This is a genomic window from Flavobacterium taihuense, from assembly GCF_019351435.1.
Lineage (GTDB): Bacteria > Bacteroidota > Bacteroidia > Flavobacteriales > Flavobacteriaceae > Flavobacterium > Flavobacterium taihuense.
This window is the reverse complement of the sequence record NZ_JAHWYN010000012.1, coordinates 81,873-100,341: the sequence shown is the minus strand read 5'-3', so window position 1 is coordinate 100,341 and position 18,469 is coordinate 81,873. Positions and strand designations below refer to the sequence as shown.

Genomic DNA, 18,469 nt, shown 5'->3' with positions numbered 1-18,469 from the left:
ATGATTTTACCTTCAAAACATATTAGATTTTCAGAATCATTACTTGGTTTAGGCGGTATATTATTAAGTTTCATTAATGAACCTAAAACAGTTGATGATATTTGGTTCAAATATTCTGAAATAAATAATTCTAAAAAAGGATTTCCTGCATATCACAATTTTGATAATGTTATTCTAGCTTTAAACTATCTTTATCTTATTGGAGCAATATTCATAGACAATAACGGAAAAATTCACAATGCGGTTAATTGAATTAAGAGCAAATAAAAAATCTTTTCATACTGTTACATTTAATCCAAATGGTATAACGGTTATTGCTGCTATAAAAGAAACGGAAGACCAAAAAAAAACATATAATAGTGTTGGTAAGTCACTTACTATTGCATTAATACATTTTTGCTTGGGTTCAAATTCTAATAAAGAATTTTTAAAATTAGAAGATTGGATATTCACTCTTGATTTTAAAATTGGAAGTGAAGAGTTTACTTCAGTTCGTTCAACAATCAATCAAAAAGAAATTGAGTTAAATGGTGAAAAATATACCTTAAAAGAATTTAATAAAATTTTAGAAGAAAAACTTTTTCGAATAAAAGAAAATACAAAATATGTTACTTTTAGAAGTTTAATACCTCGTTTTATTAGATATGGAGAGGACGGTTATATTTCAAACGATAGATATATTAAAAAAGAAAATCCATTAGCTACACTTTTAAACAATGCATTTTTATTAGGTCTAGACACAGATTTAATTCTAAAAAAAGCTGATTTAAGAGAGAAAGAGTTAAATATAAGTAAACTAAAAGCACAATTAAACAATCCAGAATTTAAAGCAATTTTTGGAACAGAGAATAAAAAAGATTTAGAAATTAAGATTGTTGAGCTTGAAACACTTATTAATAGATATAAAAAAAGCATTGAAGAATTTGTTATTGCCGAAGACTATAATTCAATAAGAAAAGAAGCTGATAAGATTTCTTATGACCTGAAAAATCTAAAGAATAAAGCTTCTAAATTGCAAATAGCAATTTCTAATATTGATAAAAGTTTAGAAATTCAACCTGACATATCAAAAGAGCAAATAATACAATTGTATGAAAATGCAAAATTTGAACTTGGCGAAATGGTAATAAAAAAATTGGCAGAATTAGAACAATTTAATAGCCAAATTTTAGATAATAGAAAGAGAAAATTAATTCAAGAAAAAAGAGATTTTGAATTTCAACTATTAGAGATTAGTAAAACAATTTCTGTGCTTGGTAGTCAAGAAGATGAAAAGTTGCAATATCTGAATTCAACAGGTGCATTAGATGATTACACTAAACTAAATCAAGCATTAAGTGATAATGAAAAGAAGTTACATTCATTATTACAATATAAAAAACTAGAATCAGATTATAAATTGTTTGTTGAAGAAAACAAAAAAGATTTTACAAATGAAAATATAATAACTGCTAAATATATTGAACAAGTAGATGATTTAATAAAAGAAAATATAATTCTTTTTAAATATTTTGTTGAAAAATTTTATTCTGAAAAAAATTCTGGAATAACAATTTTAAACAATGAAGGGAAAAATGCAACTAGATTTGATATAAAAGCTAAAATTCAGGATGATGCTGGAAATGCTGTTAAAGAAGTGAAAATATTCTGTTATGATTGGACTATACTAAAAGGTAAACACAACCACAATTTAAATTTTTTATTTCACGATAGTAAAATTACTGGTGATATGGATACTCGACAAGTTAAAACTATGTTTGAAGTAGCAAATAATGAATGTAAACTTAATGATTTTCAATATATTATTTCATTAAATCAAAGTGTAATTGAAAGTTTAAAAAGTGAAATGACAATTGAAGAACATAAAGAATTAGTTACAGATCGAATTAAGCTTATATTAAGTGATAAGTCCCCTGAAGAAAAATTACTTGGAATACAAATAGATTTGAATTACGAATAGTAGCTAAATAAAAAGGCGATCGCACAACAGCGGTTTCAAGCAATTTTTTTTTGATTAATTTAAGTTGATTTGGTATTTGGGGTGATTTGGCAAACCCGCTCCCGCGCTCTCATCACCGTCATCACAAATATAAAGAATTGTATTTCGAGAGTTTTTAAAGAAAATAGATAACATATCACATATTGTCGCTGACACATTATTATCATGCGGCTCCTTAATCACCCACTGGTGCTCGTTTGCAACGAGTGCCTACTTAAAACTTGTAAAAACAACTCATAGCGTTTACAACGCGGTTAACAAACATATGAGCTTCCCCTAATTCTGCAACAAATAGAATCCCAATCTTGGGTTATAACCTCTTCAAAAAATAACTCTTTTGAAAAAAATGAAAAAAATATTGATTCTGAAACGCTTGTTTCAAAAATAGTTTTACATTTGCAAAATAATATTTAAGTCTTATGGCTAGATGTGTAGAATTTAACGAGGTCGAAAAAATTGAAAAAGCAATGAATGTCTTTTGGGAAAAAGGATATAATGCTACTTCTATGCAGGACTTGGTGGATGCTATGCAGATCAACAGAAGCAGTTTGTACAACACCATTGGCGACAAACACCAATTATTTATGAAATGCATTGGCAATTATTTTGATAATGCTATGTGCGAATTAAAAGAAAAAGTAGCCAAAGAAACATCGGCCAAAGCAGCATTGGTTAAGATTATTACTGATAAGGCAGAGTGGGTTGTATCCTGTGACAAAGGCTGTCTGGGAATGAAAACTATTTTTGAAATTGCTCCGGATGATTATACCGTCCGAAATCAGATGAGTAAAAACAATGATATTTTCATTGAATTTATGGCTACAATAGTTCAAAAAGCTATGGATGACAAAGAAATGGATGATACCGAAGATGCAGCGTTAATGGCTGAATACATTGCGACTTCTTTTACAGGATGGAAGCAATCGTATATCCTTCATGGAAATCCAATAAAAATCAAAAAAATGTCAGAATTCCTCATTAAAAATATATTTAAATAACCCATTTTTTTTTACCTAATTTCTGGAACGTTTATTTCAGATAATAATATAGAACAAGCATACGCATTTTTAAATTACAGCATTGATTCTGAAACGATTATTCCAGAATTAACGCTATACTAAATACTAACCTTTAAATAAAAAACACGATGAATTCTGAAACGATTATTCCAGATACGATATTATCCAAGACCAACTTTAATCCAATTCCAATCATGAAAAAAATTACCTTCTTAAGCTTACTAGCTGTATTCATAATCAGCTGTGCAGATAAATCGCAAGCACCTGTTGCTGCGCCCGCTCCCCTCCTGCCTGTTATGGCAGTAACTACTGAAAACACTACAACTGATGCTGAATATCCTGCAGCCATACAGGGAACTGTGGATGTGGAAATCCGTCCGCAGGTAAGCGGAAATTTAGACCGTGTTTTGGTCGATGAAGGCGCTTATGTTAACAAAGGACAGACATTATTCAAAATAAACGAACGCCCTTACCGTGAGCAATTAAACAATGCTTTGGCCAGTCTTCATGCTGCCGAAGCTTCTTATATCAACGCACAGCTTGAGGTTGACAAACTAACTCCATTAGTTGAAAACAAAGTGGTTTCTGATTATCAGCTGAAATCGGCTAAAGCTTCCCAGAAAATTGCTGCTGCCAATATCGAACAGGCCAAAGCAATCGCAGCTTCAGCAAAAATCAATTTAGGATATACCAATATTACAGCTCCCGTAAATGGCTACATTGGAAGACTGCCTAAAAAACAAGGAAGTTTAGTTTCCGCAACCGATATTGAGGCACTAACAACGCTTTCAGATGTTCAGGAAGTGTATGCATATTTTTCGTTGAGTGAAACTGATTTTATCCAATTTAAATCAAAATATGCAGGAAACAGCATTGGCGACAAAATCAAAAAACTGCCTCCTGTGACTTTAATCTTAGCTGATAACAGTGCTTATCCGCAAACGGGGAAAATCGATATGGTCGATGGACAATTCGATAAAACCACTGGAGCAATTACTGTGAGAGCGACATTCCCAAATCCATACAAAACTTTACGTTCTGGGAATACAGGAAAAATCCGTTTAGGATTACAGCATGACGATGCTATTTTGGTACCGCAATCGGCTACCATAGAAATGCAGGACAAAGTTTTTGTATTTACGGTAAACAACGAAAACAAAGTTACCAAAATGGCTATTACAGTTATCGGCAAAAGCGGTGCTAACTACCTCATCAAAGACGGCGTAAAATCGGGTGATCAAATTGTATTAAGCGGTATCGACAAACTTCAGGAAGGACAATTAATACAGCCTGAGAAATCAGCAGCAAAAATTGCTCAAATCATTAACAAAAAATAATTTCTACAGATGTTCAAAATATTTATACAAAGACCCGTACTGGCAACCGTTATCTCCATTTTACTGGTGATATTAGGAGTACTTGGACTTACGAAATTGCCATTACAACAGTTTCCAGATATTGCGCCTCCATCGGTTTTGGTGACGGCGGTTTATCCGGGAGCCAACGCAGAAACGGTTTTGCGTTCTGTTGCACCATCGCTGGAAGAATCTATAAATGGTGTGGAGAATATGACGTACATGAGCTCGACTGCCAGTAATGACGGAACTTTAGCGATTACGGTTTTCTTTAAATTGGGTACAGATGCCGATCAGGCGGCAGTCAATGTGCAGAACAGAGTGGCGCAGGCTACAAGCCAATTGCCTGCCGAAGTCGTACAGCAAGGAGTTATCACCGCAAAACAGCAAAACAGTTTTATCATGGCAATCGGTATGTATACCGAAGATGAATCCAAATATGACCAAACGTTTGTTGCCAATTATGCGCAGATCAATATTATTCCTGAAATCAAACGTATTCCAGGAGTTGGTGCTTCCAGTATTTTTGGCGGTGTAAAAGATTACTCCATGAGAGTTTGGCTGAATCCAACACAAATGTCCACTCATAATGTGACGCCAAATGAAATTATGGCAGCGATTCAGGACAAAAGTTTGGAAGCTGCTCCTGGTAAATTTGGAGAAAGAAGCACCGAAGTTTTCGAATATGTGATTAAATACAAAGGAAAACTAACCAAGCCTGAAGATTATCAAAATATTGCCATACGTTCCAATTCTGATGGTTCCATACTTCGATTAAAAGATGTGGCAAGAGTTGAACTTGGCGCCTACTCCTACAACAGTTTGACTCGTTTGAATGGTAAAAAAGGAATCGTAATTGGTGTGATTCAACTGGCGGGTTCTAACTCAAATGATATTCAGATTGCGATTAACAAATTGATGGTTAAAGCCTCAAAAGATTTTCCTGCCGGAATAAAACACAATATTTTCTACAGCACAAAAGTTTCTCTAGATCAGTCTATTGAGCAAGTGGAGCATACTTTGCTTGAAGCTTTTATACTGGTATTTATAGTTGTTTTCATCTTTTTACAGGATTTCAGATCGACTTTAATCCCTGCAATTGCTGTACCTGTAGCGATTTTAGGAACATTCTTCTTCATGCAGTTATTCGGATTTTCGATAAATCTTTTAACTCTTTTCGCTTTAATCTTGGCCATTGGTATTGTGGTCGATGATGCAATTGTCGTCGTCGAAGCCGTCCATGCCAAAATGGAACATAAACATTTGTCCCCAAAAGTAGCAACGCATGAAGCGATGCATGAAATTACAGGTGCGATTATTTCGATTACGCTGGTAATGGCTGCGGTATTCCTGCCGGTTGGTTTTATGGAAGGTTCAACGGGAGTTTTCTATCGTCAGTTTGCTTTCACTATGGCGATTGCGATTGTAATTTCAGCTGTTAATGCTTTGACTTTAAGTCCTGCCCTAGCCGCTTTGTTTTTGAAAGACAATCACGCTAACGGAGATGCTACTTATGTAAAAAAAGGATTTAAAGAGAAATTCTTTACCGGATTCAACAATAGTTTTGAATCGTTAACCAACCGTTATGTTGGCGGGCTAAAATTCTTAATTCGTAATAAATGGGTTAGTTTAGGAGGATTGGCATTAATAACTATTGCAACTATTGTAATGGTAAAAACTACTCCATCTGGATTTATTCCAACAGAAGATCAAGGATTTATTGCAATTGCAGTTAACACTCCTTCGGGAACTTCTCTAGACGGAACTCAAAAAGTAATGACTAAAGCCGAAAATACTTTAAGAGGTTTGGAATCTTCAAGATTTGTAACTGCCATTTCAGGTTTCAACTTATTGACGAATTCGACAAGTCCATCATCGGCAGTTGTTTTTGTATTACTTAAACCAAATGAAGAACGCGGAAGCATTAAAAATATTGATGAAATAATGAATCAGGTTCGTGGCAAATTAGGTGCGATTTCAGAAGGTAGTTTCTTCGTATTTAGTTTCCCAACTGTACCCGGTTTTAGTAATGTTGAAGCTTTGGATTTAGTATTGCAAGACAAAACCGGAGGCAAACTGGATAAGTTTAGCGGAATTTCGCAGACATTCATTGGAGAATTGATGAAACGCCCAGAAATAGCTGTTGCTTTTACCAGTTTCAAAGCCGATTATCCTCAACTGCAATTGGACATTAATGACGAGAAAGCCGATCAATTGGGCGTAAAAGTGAAAGACATTCTGCAGACAATGCAGGCTTATTTTGGTAGTGCACAAGCATCAGACTTTAACCGATTTGGGAAATATTACAGAGTGGTTGTTCAGGCAGATATTGCCGACAGAGCAGATCCCACAGCGATTGACCGTGTATTTGTAAAAAATAAAAACGGCGAAATGGTTCCGATAAATACTTTGGTAAAACTGTCTCGTATTTATGGTTCTGAAACCGCTTCGAGATACAATTTGTTTAATTCGATTTCGGTGAATGCGATTCCGAAACCTGGATTTAGTTCTGGAGACGCCATCAAAGCAATTGAAGAAGTGGCAAAGCAGCAATTACCTGCAGGTTACAGTTATGAATTCTCAGGGCAAACCCGCGAAGAGATTTCTTCGGGAGGACAATCAACTACGATTTTCTTACTGTGTCTGATATTCATTTACTTCCTGCTTGCTGCGCAGTACGAGAGTTACATTTTGCCTTTGGCAGTAATCTTCTCCATCCCAGCAGGAATCTTTGGAGTATTTGTAGCCATTGGATTAACTGGAATCGAAAATAACATTTATGTTCAAGTTGCCTTGGTAATGCTTATCGGATTGCTCGCCAAGAATGCGATTCTGATTGTAGAGTTTGCGGTCCAAAAAAGAAAATCAGGCCAGGCATTAGTCAAAGCTTCGATAGATGCTGCCAAATTGCGTTTACGACCAATTATAATGACATCGATGGCTTTCGTTGTTGGATTAATTCCAATGATGTACGCCACAGGTCCATCGGCTCAGGGTAACCATTCTATTAGTATTGGTGCCGCCGGAGGAATGGTTTCGGGAGTAATTCTAGGGTTATTAATCATCCCGGTTTTATTCATCGTATTCCAATATTTACAAGAAAAAGTTACTGGAAAACCAGTAGCTGTAACTCATAACCACGAAAATAAAAATGGAAAATTACATCACAACAATTCTGGTGACAATCATCATCAGCCTCACATACATAGCGTATAAAGTGTCAAAAGATCTTGAAACCAAAAAAGATACCTGTCCAGAAATTTAATTACGAAAAAGTAAAATGAAAAACTATATAACCAAAACCGTGATGATCGTCATTTTGATTACCACAATAATATCCTGTACTGTTTCTAAGGATATTGAAACTCCAAAAGATGCCTTTCCTGAGAATTTCAGGAATGCATCGGTTTCAAAAGATACGGCAAGTATTGGTGATGTGGAGTGGAAAAATTTCTTTACAGAAAGAGATATTATTCAGCTTATTGATAGTGCCGTGGTCAGAAATAACGATTTACAGATCGCTACTAAAAACATAGAAATTGCACAATACAGATTCACACAATCCAAATGGGGAAATGTACCGCAGGCCAATTTATTTGTAACCGCCAATACCAATAATCCTTCTGATAACAGTTTTACCGGAAGAACTCTGGATCAGGCTTTGGGTGCAAAACATATTGATGATTTTTCTACGGGAGTTTCTCTTTCGTGGGAAGCGGATATTTGGGGTAAAATTAAAAACCAGAAAAAAGGCGCTTTTGCCAGTTATCTTCAATCGGAAGAAGTAAAAAAAGCATTGCAGACTACTATTGTTGCCAATGTTTCAAGCGGATATTACAACCTTTTGATGCTGGACGCACAATTAGAAATCGCTAAGAAAAATGTGCAGTTAATAGACAGCACCACCACTATCATCAAATTGAAATTTGATGCCGGTCAGGTAACTTCATTAGCTATCCAGCAGTCGGAAGCGCAAAAATTAAATGCGGCGCAATTGGTTCCTTTGTTGGAACAAAACATTGCGATTCAGGAAAATGCTTTGAGTGTTTTGACGGGTTCTTTCCCGAATTCGAAAAAAAGAAGCATTGCTCTTAGTACAATTGAAGTGAAAAATAATGCTTCAATCGGAATTCCCTCTTCATTAGTAAGCAGAAGACCAGATGTAAAAAGTGCCGAATTGGCCTTAAAAAATGCGAATGCAACTGTTGGAATCACAAAAGCCGATTTGTATCCAGCACTTAGAATTACAGCTCAAGGCGGATTAAATTCGTTTGAATCCAGCAATTGGTTCAATATTCCTGCTTCCTTATTTGGAACTGTTGCGGGAGGTTTAACACAGCCTTTGCTGAATAACAAAAAACTAAAAACACAATATAATATTGCTGTGGCCGAAAGAGAAATAGCAGTTTTAAATTTCAGACAATCTGTATTAGTTGCTGTTAGCGAAGTATCGAATGCTTTAATAAGGGTCGAAAAATTAAACCAGCAACAGTATTTTCTTCAGGAACGCGTGAAAACATTGCATCAGGCTATCAAGAATTCGAAAATGTTATTTCAAAACGGAATGGCAGAATATCTGGAAGTACTGTCTGCGCAGGCCAATTTACTGCAGAGCGAACTAGAACTGGCAGATATAAAAAGAGCACAGCTCACCGCCAATACGGAATTGTACCGTGCATTGGGCGGAGGCTGGAGATGATAATGGGCCACAGATGAAACGGATTAAACTGATTAACACGGATTTTTTTTGAATGCTGTTAAAAAAACAAAATGCTCTCTTTTAGCCCCGATTGAAGTGGAAATCCTTATAAGCCGGGGTTCGGCTTATAAGATTGTAACGAAAAGCGGGACAATACTTGCTGAAAATGCCTCATATTTCTGCTCCAAAAATTAATAATAAAGTTCAAATTTTTAATTCACAAAACAAATTAATAATCTAAATTACAAATAGTTATGAGTACAACTAATTTATTTTCGCCCTTCAGCCTGAAGACACTGAATCTTAAAAACAGAATCGTAATGGCGCCAATGACGCGCTCCTTTTCTCCAAACGGAATTCCTACTGATAAAGTAGCTACTTACTATCAAAAAAGAGCGGAAGGTGAAGCTGGTTTAATATTATCTGAAGGAACTGTTATCGACAGACCGTCTTCATCCAATGATGGAAATGTTCCTCACTTTTATGGCGATGAAGCATTAAAAGGATGGAAAAAAGTGATTGATAAAGTACATGCAGGCGGAGGTCAAATGGGACCGCAAATCTGGCACATGGGAATTATGGACAATCATCATTCGGGTTGGGTTCCGCCAGTTCCTTTTGAAGGTCCATCGGGATTAAACCGTCCTGATTTTAATAACGGAAATACGATGTCTGAAAAAGACATTGAAGACACGATTATTGCCTTCGGAAAAGCAGCTGCCGATGCCAAAAGATTAGGTTTTGACACTATCGAAATTCACGGTGCGCACGGTTATCTGATTGACCAGTTCTTTAGAGCTGAAACCAATTTACGTACTGATATTTACGGTGGGAAAACATTGAAGGAACGCAATCGTTTTGCTGTTGAAGTGGTGAAAGAAATCAGAAAACAAGTAGGAAATGATTTTGCTGTGATTATGCGTTTCTCTCAATTCAAACCTTCTGATTACAATTATAAACTAGCAAAAACACCTCAGGAATTAGACGCTTGGCTTACGCCTCTTGTGGATGCCGGAGTTGATATTCTGCATTGTTCACAGCGCCGTTTCTGGGAACCTGAATTTGAAAAATCGGATTTGAATTTTGCTGGCTGGGCCAAAAAAGTAACAGGAGCTGCAACCATTACCGTTGGTTCTGTTGGACTTTCAGGAGATTTCTTTGGTGCTTTTGCAGGCGAAAGTTCTGAGCCTGCCTCTTTGGATGAATTGACAAGACGTTTCGATAGAGGCGATTTTGATTTGGTTGCCGTTGGAAGACCTTTACTATCTGACCCAAATTGGACTGCAAAAATAAAATCCGGAAAAATGGATCAGCTTGTTGGATTCAGTAAAGAAGCTTTAGCCGAATTGATATTGGAATAAATTTACAGATAAGTAAGCTGTATTAGCAGCTGAACAGCCGAGATAATACCCTTTTTAATTATTTAATTTGATGAGCGTTGCAAGACTTCGGTTTGGCAGCGTTTCTTCATTTAATCAGCTTTCCAATTAGTAAAAATAGTACAGAACAATTGCTTAAGAATTGAATTATACAACACTTTTAAATAATTATGTAAAGGGATTCAATAAAAAGTGAAATAAATTTGAATTTAACTTTAAAACTTCAATGTTATGCCATTAGTTACCGTATTGCTCGTATTAATTATTGTTGGTGTCCTTCTTTGGCTCATTAACACTTATATCCCGATGGATTCTAAAATCAAAAATATCTTTAACATAGTCGTTGTAATCTTTGTTATTATCTGGCTGCTTAAAGTATTTGGAATTTTTGATAATCTAATGAATGTACATGTGTAAAGTATATCTCGGAGCATAATATAAAAAAAGCAAGAGCATGAAAAAACAATTCTTCAAAAATCACATTCAATATTATACACCGCATCATTTTATTTATTATCCGGTTGTGATGACGTTGTTGGCTTTTAGTCTGTATTTCATTTTCACTTCAGAAGATAAATTGATTTGGACTTTTATTAGTGCTGTTTTTATTGTGTTGTTTTTTCTAGCTTTTATGCTGCGTCAACATTATGCACTTACTTTACAAAATAGAATTGTACGCTTGGAGCTCCGATACCGCTATTTTTCGCTTACCGGAAAAAGACTAGAGAATTTTGAGCAACGATTAAAAGATGATCAGTTATTTGCTTTACGATTTGCTCCGGATGATGAATTAATAGCACTCGTTGAAAAAACGCTTTTTGAAAATCTTTCGGGAACTGAAATTAAAAAAGCAATTAAAAACTGGAAAGGGGATTACAACAGAGTTTAAATACTAACAACTGCAGACAAACTTGTACAATCTGAGGATTCAACTTCGCTTGGCCTATACCATCTGCTTGGCTTACATTCTTAAAAATGTATGCGAGCCGTTGGAAGACCTTCAATTTCTAATCCAAATTCGACGGCAAAAATAAAATCCGGAAAAACGGAGCAATTGATAGGATTTAATAAAGAAGCTTTAGTCGAACTGATATTAAAATAAATTTTACAGACAAGTTAATTGTTACAAGTTAAAACAGAGAGAAATTTTAAGGATTTCTTTCTGTTTTATTTATGTTTTTTTGCACTAGTTTTGTTGAACCTCCTGTCGATAAATCTAATTTTAAAAACTTATAAATTTATATTACCAATGAGCAAAAAATTTTAAACATAGTTATCCCTGGATTTGTTATTTGCTTCATTCTCATCAAGTATTAAATCTGAATTTCAGTAAATGTTCTTTTGGAAAATTCAAAGTGTTTAAATCGCAGACCATTTAAAACTCTTCACTGGACAAACCGACAGTGTACTTTTCCTTATTTATTTCCCTATAAACGATACAAATTTAAATACTCAACATTGAACAGTCAGCCTGAACAAAATAATAGATTTCGGACAACAATAATCTTTAGCATTCATTAGTTGAAGGATTTTATCCCCTAATGATCTATGCTAATTTTAAATGAGAAAGAACATCGAATTTATTTTTATCCAAAAATGAATTTCCCTTTTAATTTCAAATTTTATACACAACTATTTTATAAGTTTACAAAAATCAATTACCATAAAATGAAAAAAAATCTAATTATCCCCGTTTTACTAGTAATGCTCGGTTGTGCCGAAAATAAAAACACTTATAATAGCAGTACACCATTTAACCAAAGTGAAATTAAAAAAACAATTAAAACTATTGAAGGGGATGTCCTTGAAATAAATCAAGGCAAAGACGGATATACAGCAAAATTAAAAACCAATACTGAAGAAATTTATTTTGTTACCATAAGCCATGCTAACCTTAATAATCCAACTCAATACAAGAATGCGAAAGTAGGCGAAAAACTAAAAGTTTCAGGAGAATTATGGAAGATGAAAAACGAGAATCAAATCACCGTTCGTGAAATTTTATAACCACCCTTTTGGATATAAAGACTTAGCGTGGAGTTATCATTAAAAACAAAACTCTAATTTTAGACCATGAAAGAAATATTAATTTGTCAATTCGTTTAAATCTTAAATAAATGACCTACAATCTATTCCCAAGAAAATCTATAAAATATATTTTAGCTATTTGCTGTTAATTGTTTTTTATCAATTTGCTTAAAACATTGGGTTAATGTATTCTTAAAAAAAATCACAGACTAACAAAAGTTATCTTTCAATTGAAATAATGAATAAAGGTTTGTTTTTATTTGTGATATTTTGTTCAGATTTGTGCCTAAAAATATGCAAACTCGATTAAAAATCGGGCTATAAATTCCGATATCGGGAAGTAATTCAACAGTAATTTCTATCCAAATTTAATTCAAAACCAAAAAAATAAACATTCACATTCTCATCAAAATTTTAAAAAAAAATCATCAGTATTGAAAGGAATGTGTTCATCAGGGTCTTTAACGTGGGCATTTACTCTTGGCGGATTGAATAAACCCCAGTAACTTAAATATAATTAAATTCATCAAAACTTGCAGCCCAATCGATCAGCAACAAACGAAATTCATCGATCTCGTTTCGCAATAACAGAATATAATCTTTGTCCGTGGTACTTTCTTCAAAACGCAAACTCACTGTATGAACGTACAAACCGCGTGCTTCTTTTCGAATAATCACAGCGTTTTCGATACGTAAAGCATGCAAATCACTTGCTTCAGTACCCACTATCTTTCCTGGGATAATCATTGCATCTTCCACCATAAACCGAACAGTTGTTTCCTCCAGAAATTTGTTTCTTTCGCGATAATTTGTATCAAGTCTTTGGCAAACTTAAATATTTGTTCCGCTTTTGAATAAATTGACATTTGATGGGTTTTATCTGATTTTGGCATACTTATATTTTCCAGTCCATTTTATACCTGAAATATACAAACAAACAATAACTCCCTTTCATTTAAAAAAAACTTTGCAACCTTTCAAATAAAACTAACCTATTTATGCAATATAGCACTGTTTTTTAGATATTTAGATTTTTGCAGAACAATGAGTCCAAAATTCACTTCATTAATATAAGATTAAGATAAAAAAAACAATCGCAATGTTCCTATTAATTAATTATATTTGCGCCGTTTAAAAACTTAACAAATTCAATCTGGAACTGGTTGCAATTCAATAGTTATAGATAAAAAACTCTTTTATAATTTTAAACAAAACAAGTATTTGCCCTCTTTTTAACAGTATTTAATCCATAAAATGAATTCATTTAAAACCATTCTTTTCGCAATTCTAGTTTTACTTTCAGGGAATACTACTTTTTCACAACAAATAGACCAATCTGTAACCAATCAAACACTCTCTCTTTCAGAAAATACAATTGCTTCTTCTTATTCTCAGAAAGAGAATATAGAAAATACAAGCACGTACAATATGCTTACTCTGGGTGATACCACACTAGTACAACAGAACACTGTCACTTACCCTCCTGTCAAAAGAGATTACACCAGGTTGAGTTATAATACCGCTATGTATGTAGGAGCAACTGTTATTGCGTTTGGTGTACTTTATGCTATGCCAGAGAGTGTCACCAATTGGGACAAAGAGGCGATGAAAGAAAACGGGATTACTTATAAATGGAAGCAAAATGTAAAGGCAGGGCCAGTTTGGGACAATGATGATTGGGTTTTAAACTGGGTTACACATCCTTATTCCGGAGGAGTTTATTATATGACTGCCAGAAGTAGTGGCTTCAATATTTTTGAATCCTTTTTGTACTCCGCTTTTATGTCCACTTTTTTCTGGGAGTATGGAATTGAAGCCTTTGCCGAAATTCCATCTAAACAAGATTTAATTATAACACCAGTATTAGGTTCTGTGGTAGGAGAAGGATTTTTCTATGCCAAAAAAAGTATTTTAAGACACGATAAAAAAGTATTGAATTCAAAAGTATTAGGTTATACCTCATTATTTTTGATAGATCCTTTCAATACTTTATTAGACAGTTTTGGTTACAAAGAAACAACAACACAATTAAATTTGGCACCAATAGGTTTTGATAAAGGAGCAGACAAAGCCATTTGGGGACTCAATTTTAGTATGCAATTTTAATTAATACGAATTTACAATAAACTGCATATCAAATTATTAAATTATTTCTTTCAATAAAAAACAAAAGTGTTAAAGTTCAAATTAAGAAAATAAATATATTTTTTTTTAACAATCATAAATTAAATTATTGATTACTTTTAACTCATGCTAATCATTATTCTATAGTTAAACCAACGTTAGTTATTAATTCAGATTAGCACAGAGTTTTTCACTGATTTATAAACCTAAAAAATGATTTTTTGAGTGAATTTGAAATTATTGTCGCTTCTATTTTGATGGTTTTAAATTATATATTTTTTTTAAAAACTATTTCAAAATATTGGCAAATAAATAAAGCTTTTGCCCAAATAGTAATTAATAAAAAGTAACACCTAAAGGTTAAGTAAAAGATTTACAATCCAACTACTTTATGCAAGTATAACATTATTGATTGTAAACTTTAAATGTATAATCAACCAATGGTTTTATTGTGAAATTTATACCTTACTACATAAAGTAACTGTTTTGATTTATAGACAAGCCATTTAATAAAGTGATTTACACTTTATAGTTACTTGTATAAGATATACGTTAAGTATATAAGGTGCTTGAATATACTTTTTAAAATGTAGGAAAATGTTTTATTTTTGTTTATATCTATAAGGTACAAACAAAAGTAAAAAGAGAAAGACTAATCAAAATGATTAGTCTTTCTTTTTTTATACCACTTATATTGGCATTATTCCTTAACCAAGTAGATTCCATCTTCTTTTATCTCAATTAATTTTTCTTTATACAAAGCACCAATAGCTTTTTTAAAGGTTTTTTTGCTCATCTTTAAAACTGTTTTAATGTCTTCTGGATGCGAATTATCTGTTAAACGCAAAAATCCTTTACTGGCTCTTAATTCGTCCAGAATCTTTTCGGCATTAGGCTCTATACTTTGATAGCCTTGAATTTGCAACGAAACATCAATCTTGTTATCTGGTCTTATATTCTTGATATATCCTCGCATACGATCTCCTGTACGAATAGCGTCGTCATAAACTTCGTCTTTATATAACAAACCTTTGTATTTTTCATTGATGATGACATTGATTCCCAATTCAGTAATATGCGAAACGATTAAATCGACTTCTTCACCCTTTTCAACAGTAAGGTGGTCGTTTTTTAAAAACTGGTTCAACTTACTGGATGCCACCAAACGGTTGGTTTTTTCATCCATATAAAGATAGACCAAATAACGTTTTCCCTTCTCCATAGGACGAGCTTGTTCTTTGAACGGAACCAATATATCTTTCTCCATACCCCAATCCATAAAAGCACCTATTTGGTTGATATAATTCACACGTAAAAGAGCGAACTCATTCAAAAGTATATAAGGTTCCAATGTTGTGGCAACTGGGCGTTCTTCATGATCCAAATACACAAAAACAATAAGCTCCTCGCCTATTTCAAATTCATTGGGCACATATTTATTAGGTAAAAGTATATCGTGTATTCCTTCTGGGTCTTTTTCTGGGTTGCCCAAAAACAAACCCACTTTGGTATCACGCAATATCGTTAGCGTATTGTATTTTCCTATTTCAATCATTTTTATCGAGATTCTAAGTTGTTTCCAACTAAGTTTAATGTGCAAAGGTACGAACTTTGAAAATGAGATTTATAAAAACATTCTCAATAAAAAAAGCGTCTTGGAAAGACGCTTTTTAAATGATTTTAATAATTTTAATTGTAAGCACTTTCTTTACCAAAATGCAGCGCCAATAAATAATAAAAAACGGCTCTGTATTTATTTTTATTTGATTTTCCATATTGTTCCAAAACAGCATCAATTCCTTTTTGAAGTTCGGGTCCGTCTGATAAACCTAATTTTTTAATCAAAAAATTATTTTTTACCGTAGCAATTTCAGATTGTTGTGTTCCTGCTATAATGGAAGAATCCGGATTGTATATAGAAGGACCACAACCTGTTGTTACTTTTACCAATAAATCCATATCTGGAGTAATCCCACATTTTTCTTTCAGGTCTGCTGCATACTTTACAATTAATTTGTCTTTTGCACTCATAAAAATATATTTAAGGTTTGCATTTATTACAACTACCTCAAATTTAATGATTTATTATCAAACTGTGCGATTTTTATTCATTATTTTTTCATAAAATTTTGATTTTAAAAAAGAAAAAACATATTATTCAGCAGGAGTCCATGCTGCCGTATATTTAAGTAAAATAGCACAATTAGACTAACTCTTTAAAATACTGCAATAAAACGGTGTTATTTTCTAATGTAGGTGTAAAAACTTCTAGTATAGTTGGTTTATCATTTTGGGCATATAAAGAATCCAATCCTTTGGACAGACTCATCTCATCATTGGCAATCACATAATCCAATCCATACATTTTGGCTAAATGTTCAGCAGTCAAGCTATGTGAAGTTTCAAAAAATGTATTAAAAACTGGCGTTTCATCGTGTCCAGGCAAAATTCTAAAAATACCGCCACCTCCATTATTAATCAAAATGATTTTAAAATTTTTCTGTATGTAATTGTTCCAAAGGGCGTTGCTGTCGTATAAAAAACCAATATCTCCTGTTACAAAAACTGTCTGTTTTGCATTGGCTACAGCCGCACCAATAGCGGTTGAAGTACTCCCGTCAATTCCGCTGGTCCCTCTATTACAATACACTTCGATTGAAGGGTCAATAGGAATTAATTGAGCATAACGAATAGCAGAGCTGTTACTAATTTGCAATTGACTGTTTTGAGGCAAAGTTGAAATCACTTTCTCAAAAACCTTGAAATCAGTAAAAGGTATTTTAGACAAATAGATTTCGTGTTTTTCTTTGCGTAAGGCTTTAACCGCATTCAATTGAGCAAAATAATTACTGTCAATTTTTGTTGTTAAAGGCAAAAAGACATTAAAAAAAGTATTAGGATCAACTTCAAAATGACGAGTCAAACAACCAAATGTGTCATAGGCCCTCAAAGTATCAATGTGCCAATGGTGTTTGGGTTTGTATTTTCTCAAAAAAGCTTTAATACGCTTGGAAACAACCATTCCGCCAAAAGTGACTAAAATTTCAGGTTGAAAAGCCTCGAAATCTTCTGCTGTAAAGGGGGTAATAATAGTGTCGATATTGCTTATAAAATTTGGATGACAGACATTCGAAGTATTTTCAGTCATCACAACAACCGATTCATCATTTGCAAAAGCATCAATCGCATTTTTAGCAATTGCATTAGGATCGTTTACTCCTATCAATATCAATTTTCGGGTAGCTTTATTCCAAAGAGTAGCATATTCCTGCAAGTCTTTGGTTTCAATCATCTGAGGTACTTTTGCTGAAGCAAAAACTGCACTGTTAACACTCAGTTCGGAAACCGTTTCATATAATGGCTCCTCAAATGGAGCGTTGATATGAACAGGCCCTTTTTTATCAATAGCAGTATTGATGGCTTCATTTATCTTACAATCGTTTTCTTCCGAGACTGTTTCCAATAAATTGGCATTATATAAAGAATGATTGGCAAATACATTTTCCTGACGAATGGTTTGTCCATCACCAATATCAATTTTGCTTTGCGGCCTGTCTGCCGAAATCACAATCAACGGAATCTGGCTGTAGAATGCTTCTGCAAAAGCAGGATAATAGTTCAACAATGCCGATCCAGAAGTACAAACAAGTACGGTAGGCTTTCGGGTTTGCTGCGCTATTCCCAAAGCAAAAAAAGCAGCGGCACGCTCGTCGGCAATGCTGTAACATTGAAAAGCAGGATTACTAGCAAAACCTATAGTAAGAGGCGCATTTCTTGAACCTGGAGATATGATAATGTTGGTGATTTCTTTGGCTAAAAAAATTCGAAGGATGCTCTGTGCTAAAGGTATTTTGGGGTAAATCATT

Annotated in this window: 17 protein-coding genes; 13 read left to right on the top strand and 4 right to left on the bottom strand. The window is 33.7% G+C overall.

Annotated features, from left to right (window positions below):
- From KZH69_RS13900 to KZH69_RS13855, 11 genes are all read left to right on the top strand, one after another.
- Positions 1 to 252, top strand: coding sequence for an ABC-three component system middle component 6 (locus KZH69_RS13900; protein WP_219318077.1), 252 nt, complete (start codon positions 1 to 3; stop codon positions 250 to 252).
- Entirely contained in the window at positions 239 to 1,960 is a 1,722-nt protein-coding gene (locus KZH69_RS13895; protein ID WP_219318076.1) for a DUF2326 domain-containing protein, read from the top strand. The genes KZH69_RS13900 and KZH69_RS13895 overlap by 14 nt, the downstream gene beginning before the upstream one ends.
- 458 nt (positions 1,961 to 2,418) lie before the next feature.
- Entirely contained in the window at positions 2,419 to 2,997 is a 579-nt protein-coding gene (locus tag KZH69_RS13890; protein ID WP_219318075.1) for a TetR/AcrR family transcriptional regulator, read from the top strand.
- 149 nt (positions 2,998 to 3,146) lie between these two features.
- Complete coding sequence (locus KZH69_RS13885) at positions 3,147 to 4,355, top strand: efflux RND transporter periplasmic adaptor subunit (protein ID WP_439649465.1); 1,209 nt, start codon at positions 3,147 to 3,149, stop codon at positions 4,353 to 4,355.
- A 9-nt stretch (positions 4,356 to 4,364) separates the two neighbouring features.
- Positions 4,365 to 7,589: an efflux RND transporter permease subunit gene (locus tag KZH69_RS13880; RefSeq protein ID WP_255557987.1), complete on the top strand. Its 3,225-nt coding sequence runs from the start codon at positions 4,365 to 4,367 to the stop codon at positions 7,587 to 7,589.
- Positions 7,590 to 7,653: 64 nt separating this feature from the next.
- Positions 7,654 to 9,072 carry a TolC family protein gene (locus tag KZH69_RS13875; protein ID WP_219318074.1) on the top strand — a complete coding sequence of 473 codons (1,419 nt, stop codon included), beginning with the start codon at positions 7,654 to 7,656 and terminating at the stop codon, positions 9,070 to 9,072.
- 254 nt (positions 9,073 to 9,326) lie between these two features.
- Positions 9,327 to 10,433, top strand: a complete 1,107-nt coding sequence (locus KZH69_RS13870) for an NADH:flavin oxidoreductase (RefSeq protein WP_219318073.1) — start codon at positions 9,327 to 9,329, stop codon at positions 10,431 to 10,433.
- Positions 10,434 to 10,682: 249 nt separating this feature from the next.
- The gene (locus KZH69_RS13865) at positions 10,683 to 10,868 is read left to right on the top strand and encodes a Thivi_2564 family membrane protein (RefSeq protein ID WP_111408810.1); all 186 of its coding nucleotides are present in this window, start codon (positions 10,683 to 10,685) and stop codon (positions 10,866 to 10,868) included.
- A 37-nt stretch (positions 10,869 to 10,905) separates the two neighbouring features.
- Positions 10,906 to 11,340, top strand: a complete 435-nt coding sequence (locus KZH69_RS13860) for a DUF6526 family protein (protein WP_219318072.1) — start codon at positions 10,906 to 10,908, stop codon at positions 11,338 to 11,340.
- A gap of 90 nt (positions 11,341 to 11,430) precedes the next feature.
- Positions 11,431 to 11,553: a hypothetical protein gene (locus tag KZH69_RS20540; RefSeq protein WP_255557984.1), complete on the top strand. Its 123-nt coding sequence runs from the start codon at positions 11,431 to 11,433 to the stop codon at positions 11,551 to 11,553.
- Positions 11,554 to 12,119: 566 nt separating this feature from the next.
- Complete coding sequence (locus KZH69_RS13855) at positions 12,120 to 12,458, top strand: hypothetical protein (RefSeq protein ID WP_219318071.1); 339 nt, start codon at positions 12,120 to 12,122, stop codon at positions 12,456 to 12,458.
- Positions 12,459 to 12,986: 528 nt separating this feature from the next.
- Here KZH69_RS13855 and KZH69_RS13850 read toward each other — a convergent pair.
- Positions 12,987 to 13,226, bottom strand: coding sequence for a hypothetical protein (locus KZH69_RS13850; protein ID WP_219318070.1), 240 nt, complete (start codon positions 13,224 to 13,226; stop codon positions 12,987 to 12,989).
- A gap of 507 nt (positions 13,227 to 13,733) precedes the next feature.
- Here KZH69_RS13850 and KZH69_RS13845 point away from each other — a divergent pair.
- Both KZH69_RS13845 and KZH69_RS20535 read left to right on the top strand, forming a co-directional pair.
- Positions 13,734 to 14,585 (top strand): DUF3943 domain-containing protein, encoded by an 852-nt coding sequence (locus tag KZH69_RS13845; protein WP_219318069.1) that lies wholly within the window; start codon positions 13,734 to 13,736, stop codon positions 14,583 to 14,585.
- A gap of 239 nt (positions 14,586 to 14,824) precedes the next feature.
- Positions 14,825 to 14,953 carry a hypothetical protein gene (locus tag KZH69_RS20535; protein WP_255557979.1) on the top strand — a complete coding sequence of 43 codons (129 nt, stop codon included), beginning with the start codon at positions 14,825 to 14,827 and terminating at the stop codon, positions 14,951 to 14,953.
- Between the two features lie 350 nt (positions 14,954 to 15,303).
- Here the strand turns inward: KZH69_RS20535 and KZH69_RS13840 are convergent, their stop codons facing one another.
- From KZH69_RS13840 to menD, 3 genes are all read right to left on the bottom strand, one after another.
- Positions 15,304 to 16,158 carry a CvfB family protein gene (locus KZH69_RS13840; protein ID WP_219318068.1) on the bottom strand — a complete coding sequence of 285 codons (855 nt, stop codon included), beginning with the start codon at positions 16,156 to 16,158 and terminating at the stop codon, positions 15,304 to 15,306.
- Positions 16,159 to 16,292: 134 nt separating this feature from the next.
- The gene (locus KZH69_RS13835; protein WP_219318067.1) at positions 16,293 to 16,634 is read right to left on the bottom strand and encodes a DUF2853 family protein; all 342 of its coding nucleotides are present in this window, start codon (positions 16,632 to 16,634) and stop codon (positions 16,293 to 16,295) included.
- A gap of 172 nt (positions 16,635 to 16,806) precedes the next feature.
- Positions 16,807 to 18,468, bottom strand: coding sequence for a 2-succinyl-5-enolpyruvyl-6-hydroxy-3-cyclohexene-1-carboxylic-acid synthase (gene menD / locus KZH69_RS13830; protein ID WP_219318066.1), 1,662 nt, complete (start codon positions 18,466 to 18,468; stop codon positions 16,807 to 16,809).
- Position 18,469 lies beyond the last annotated feature (1 nt).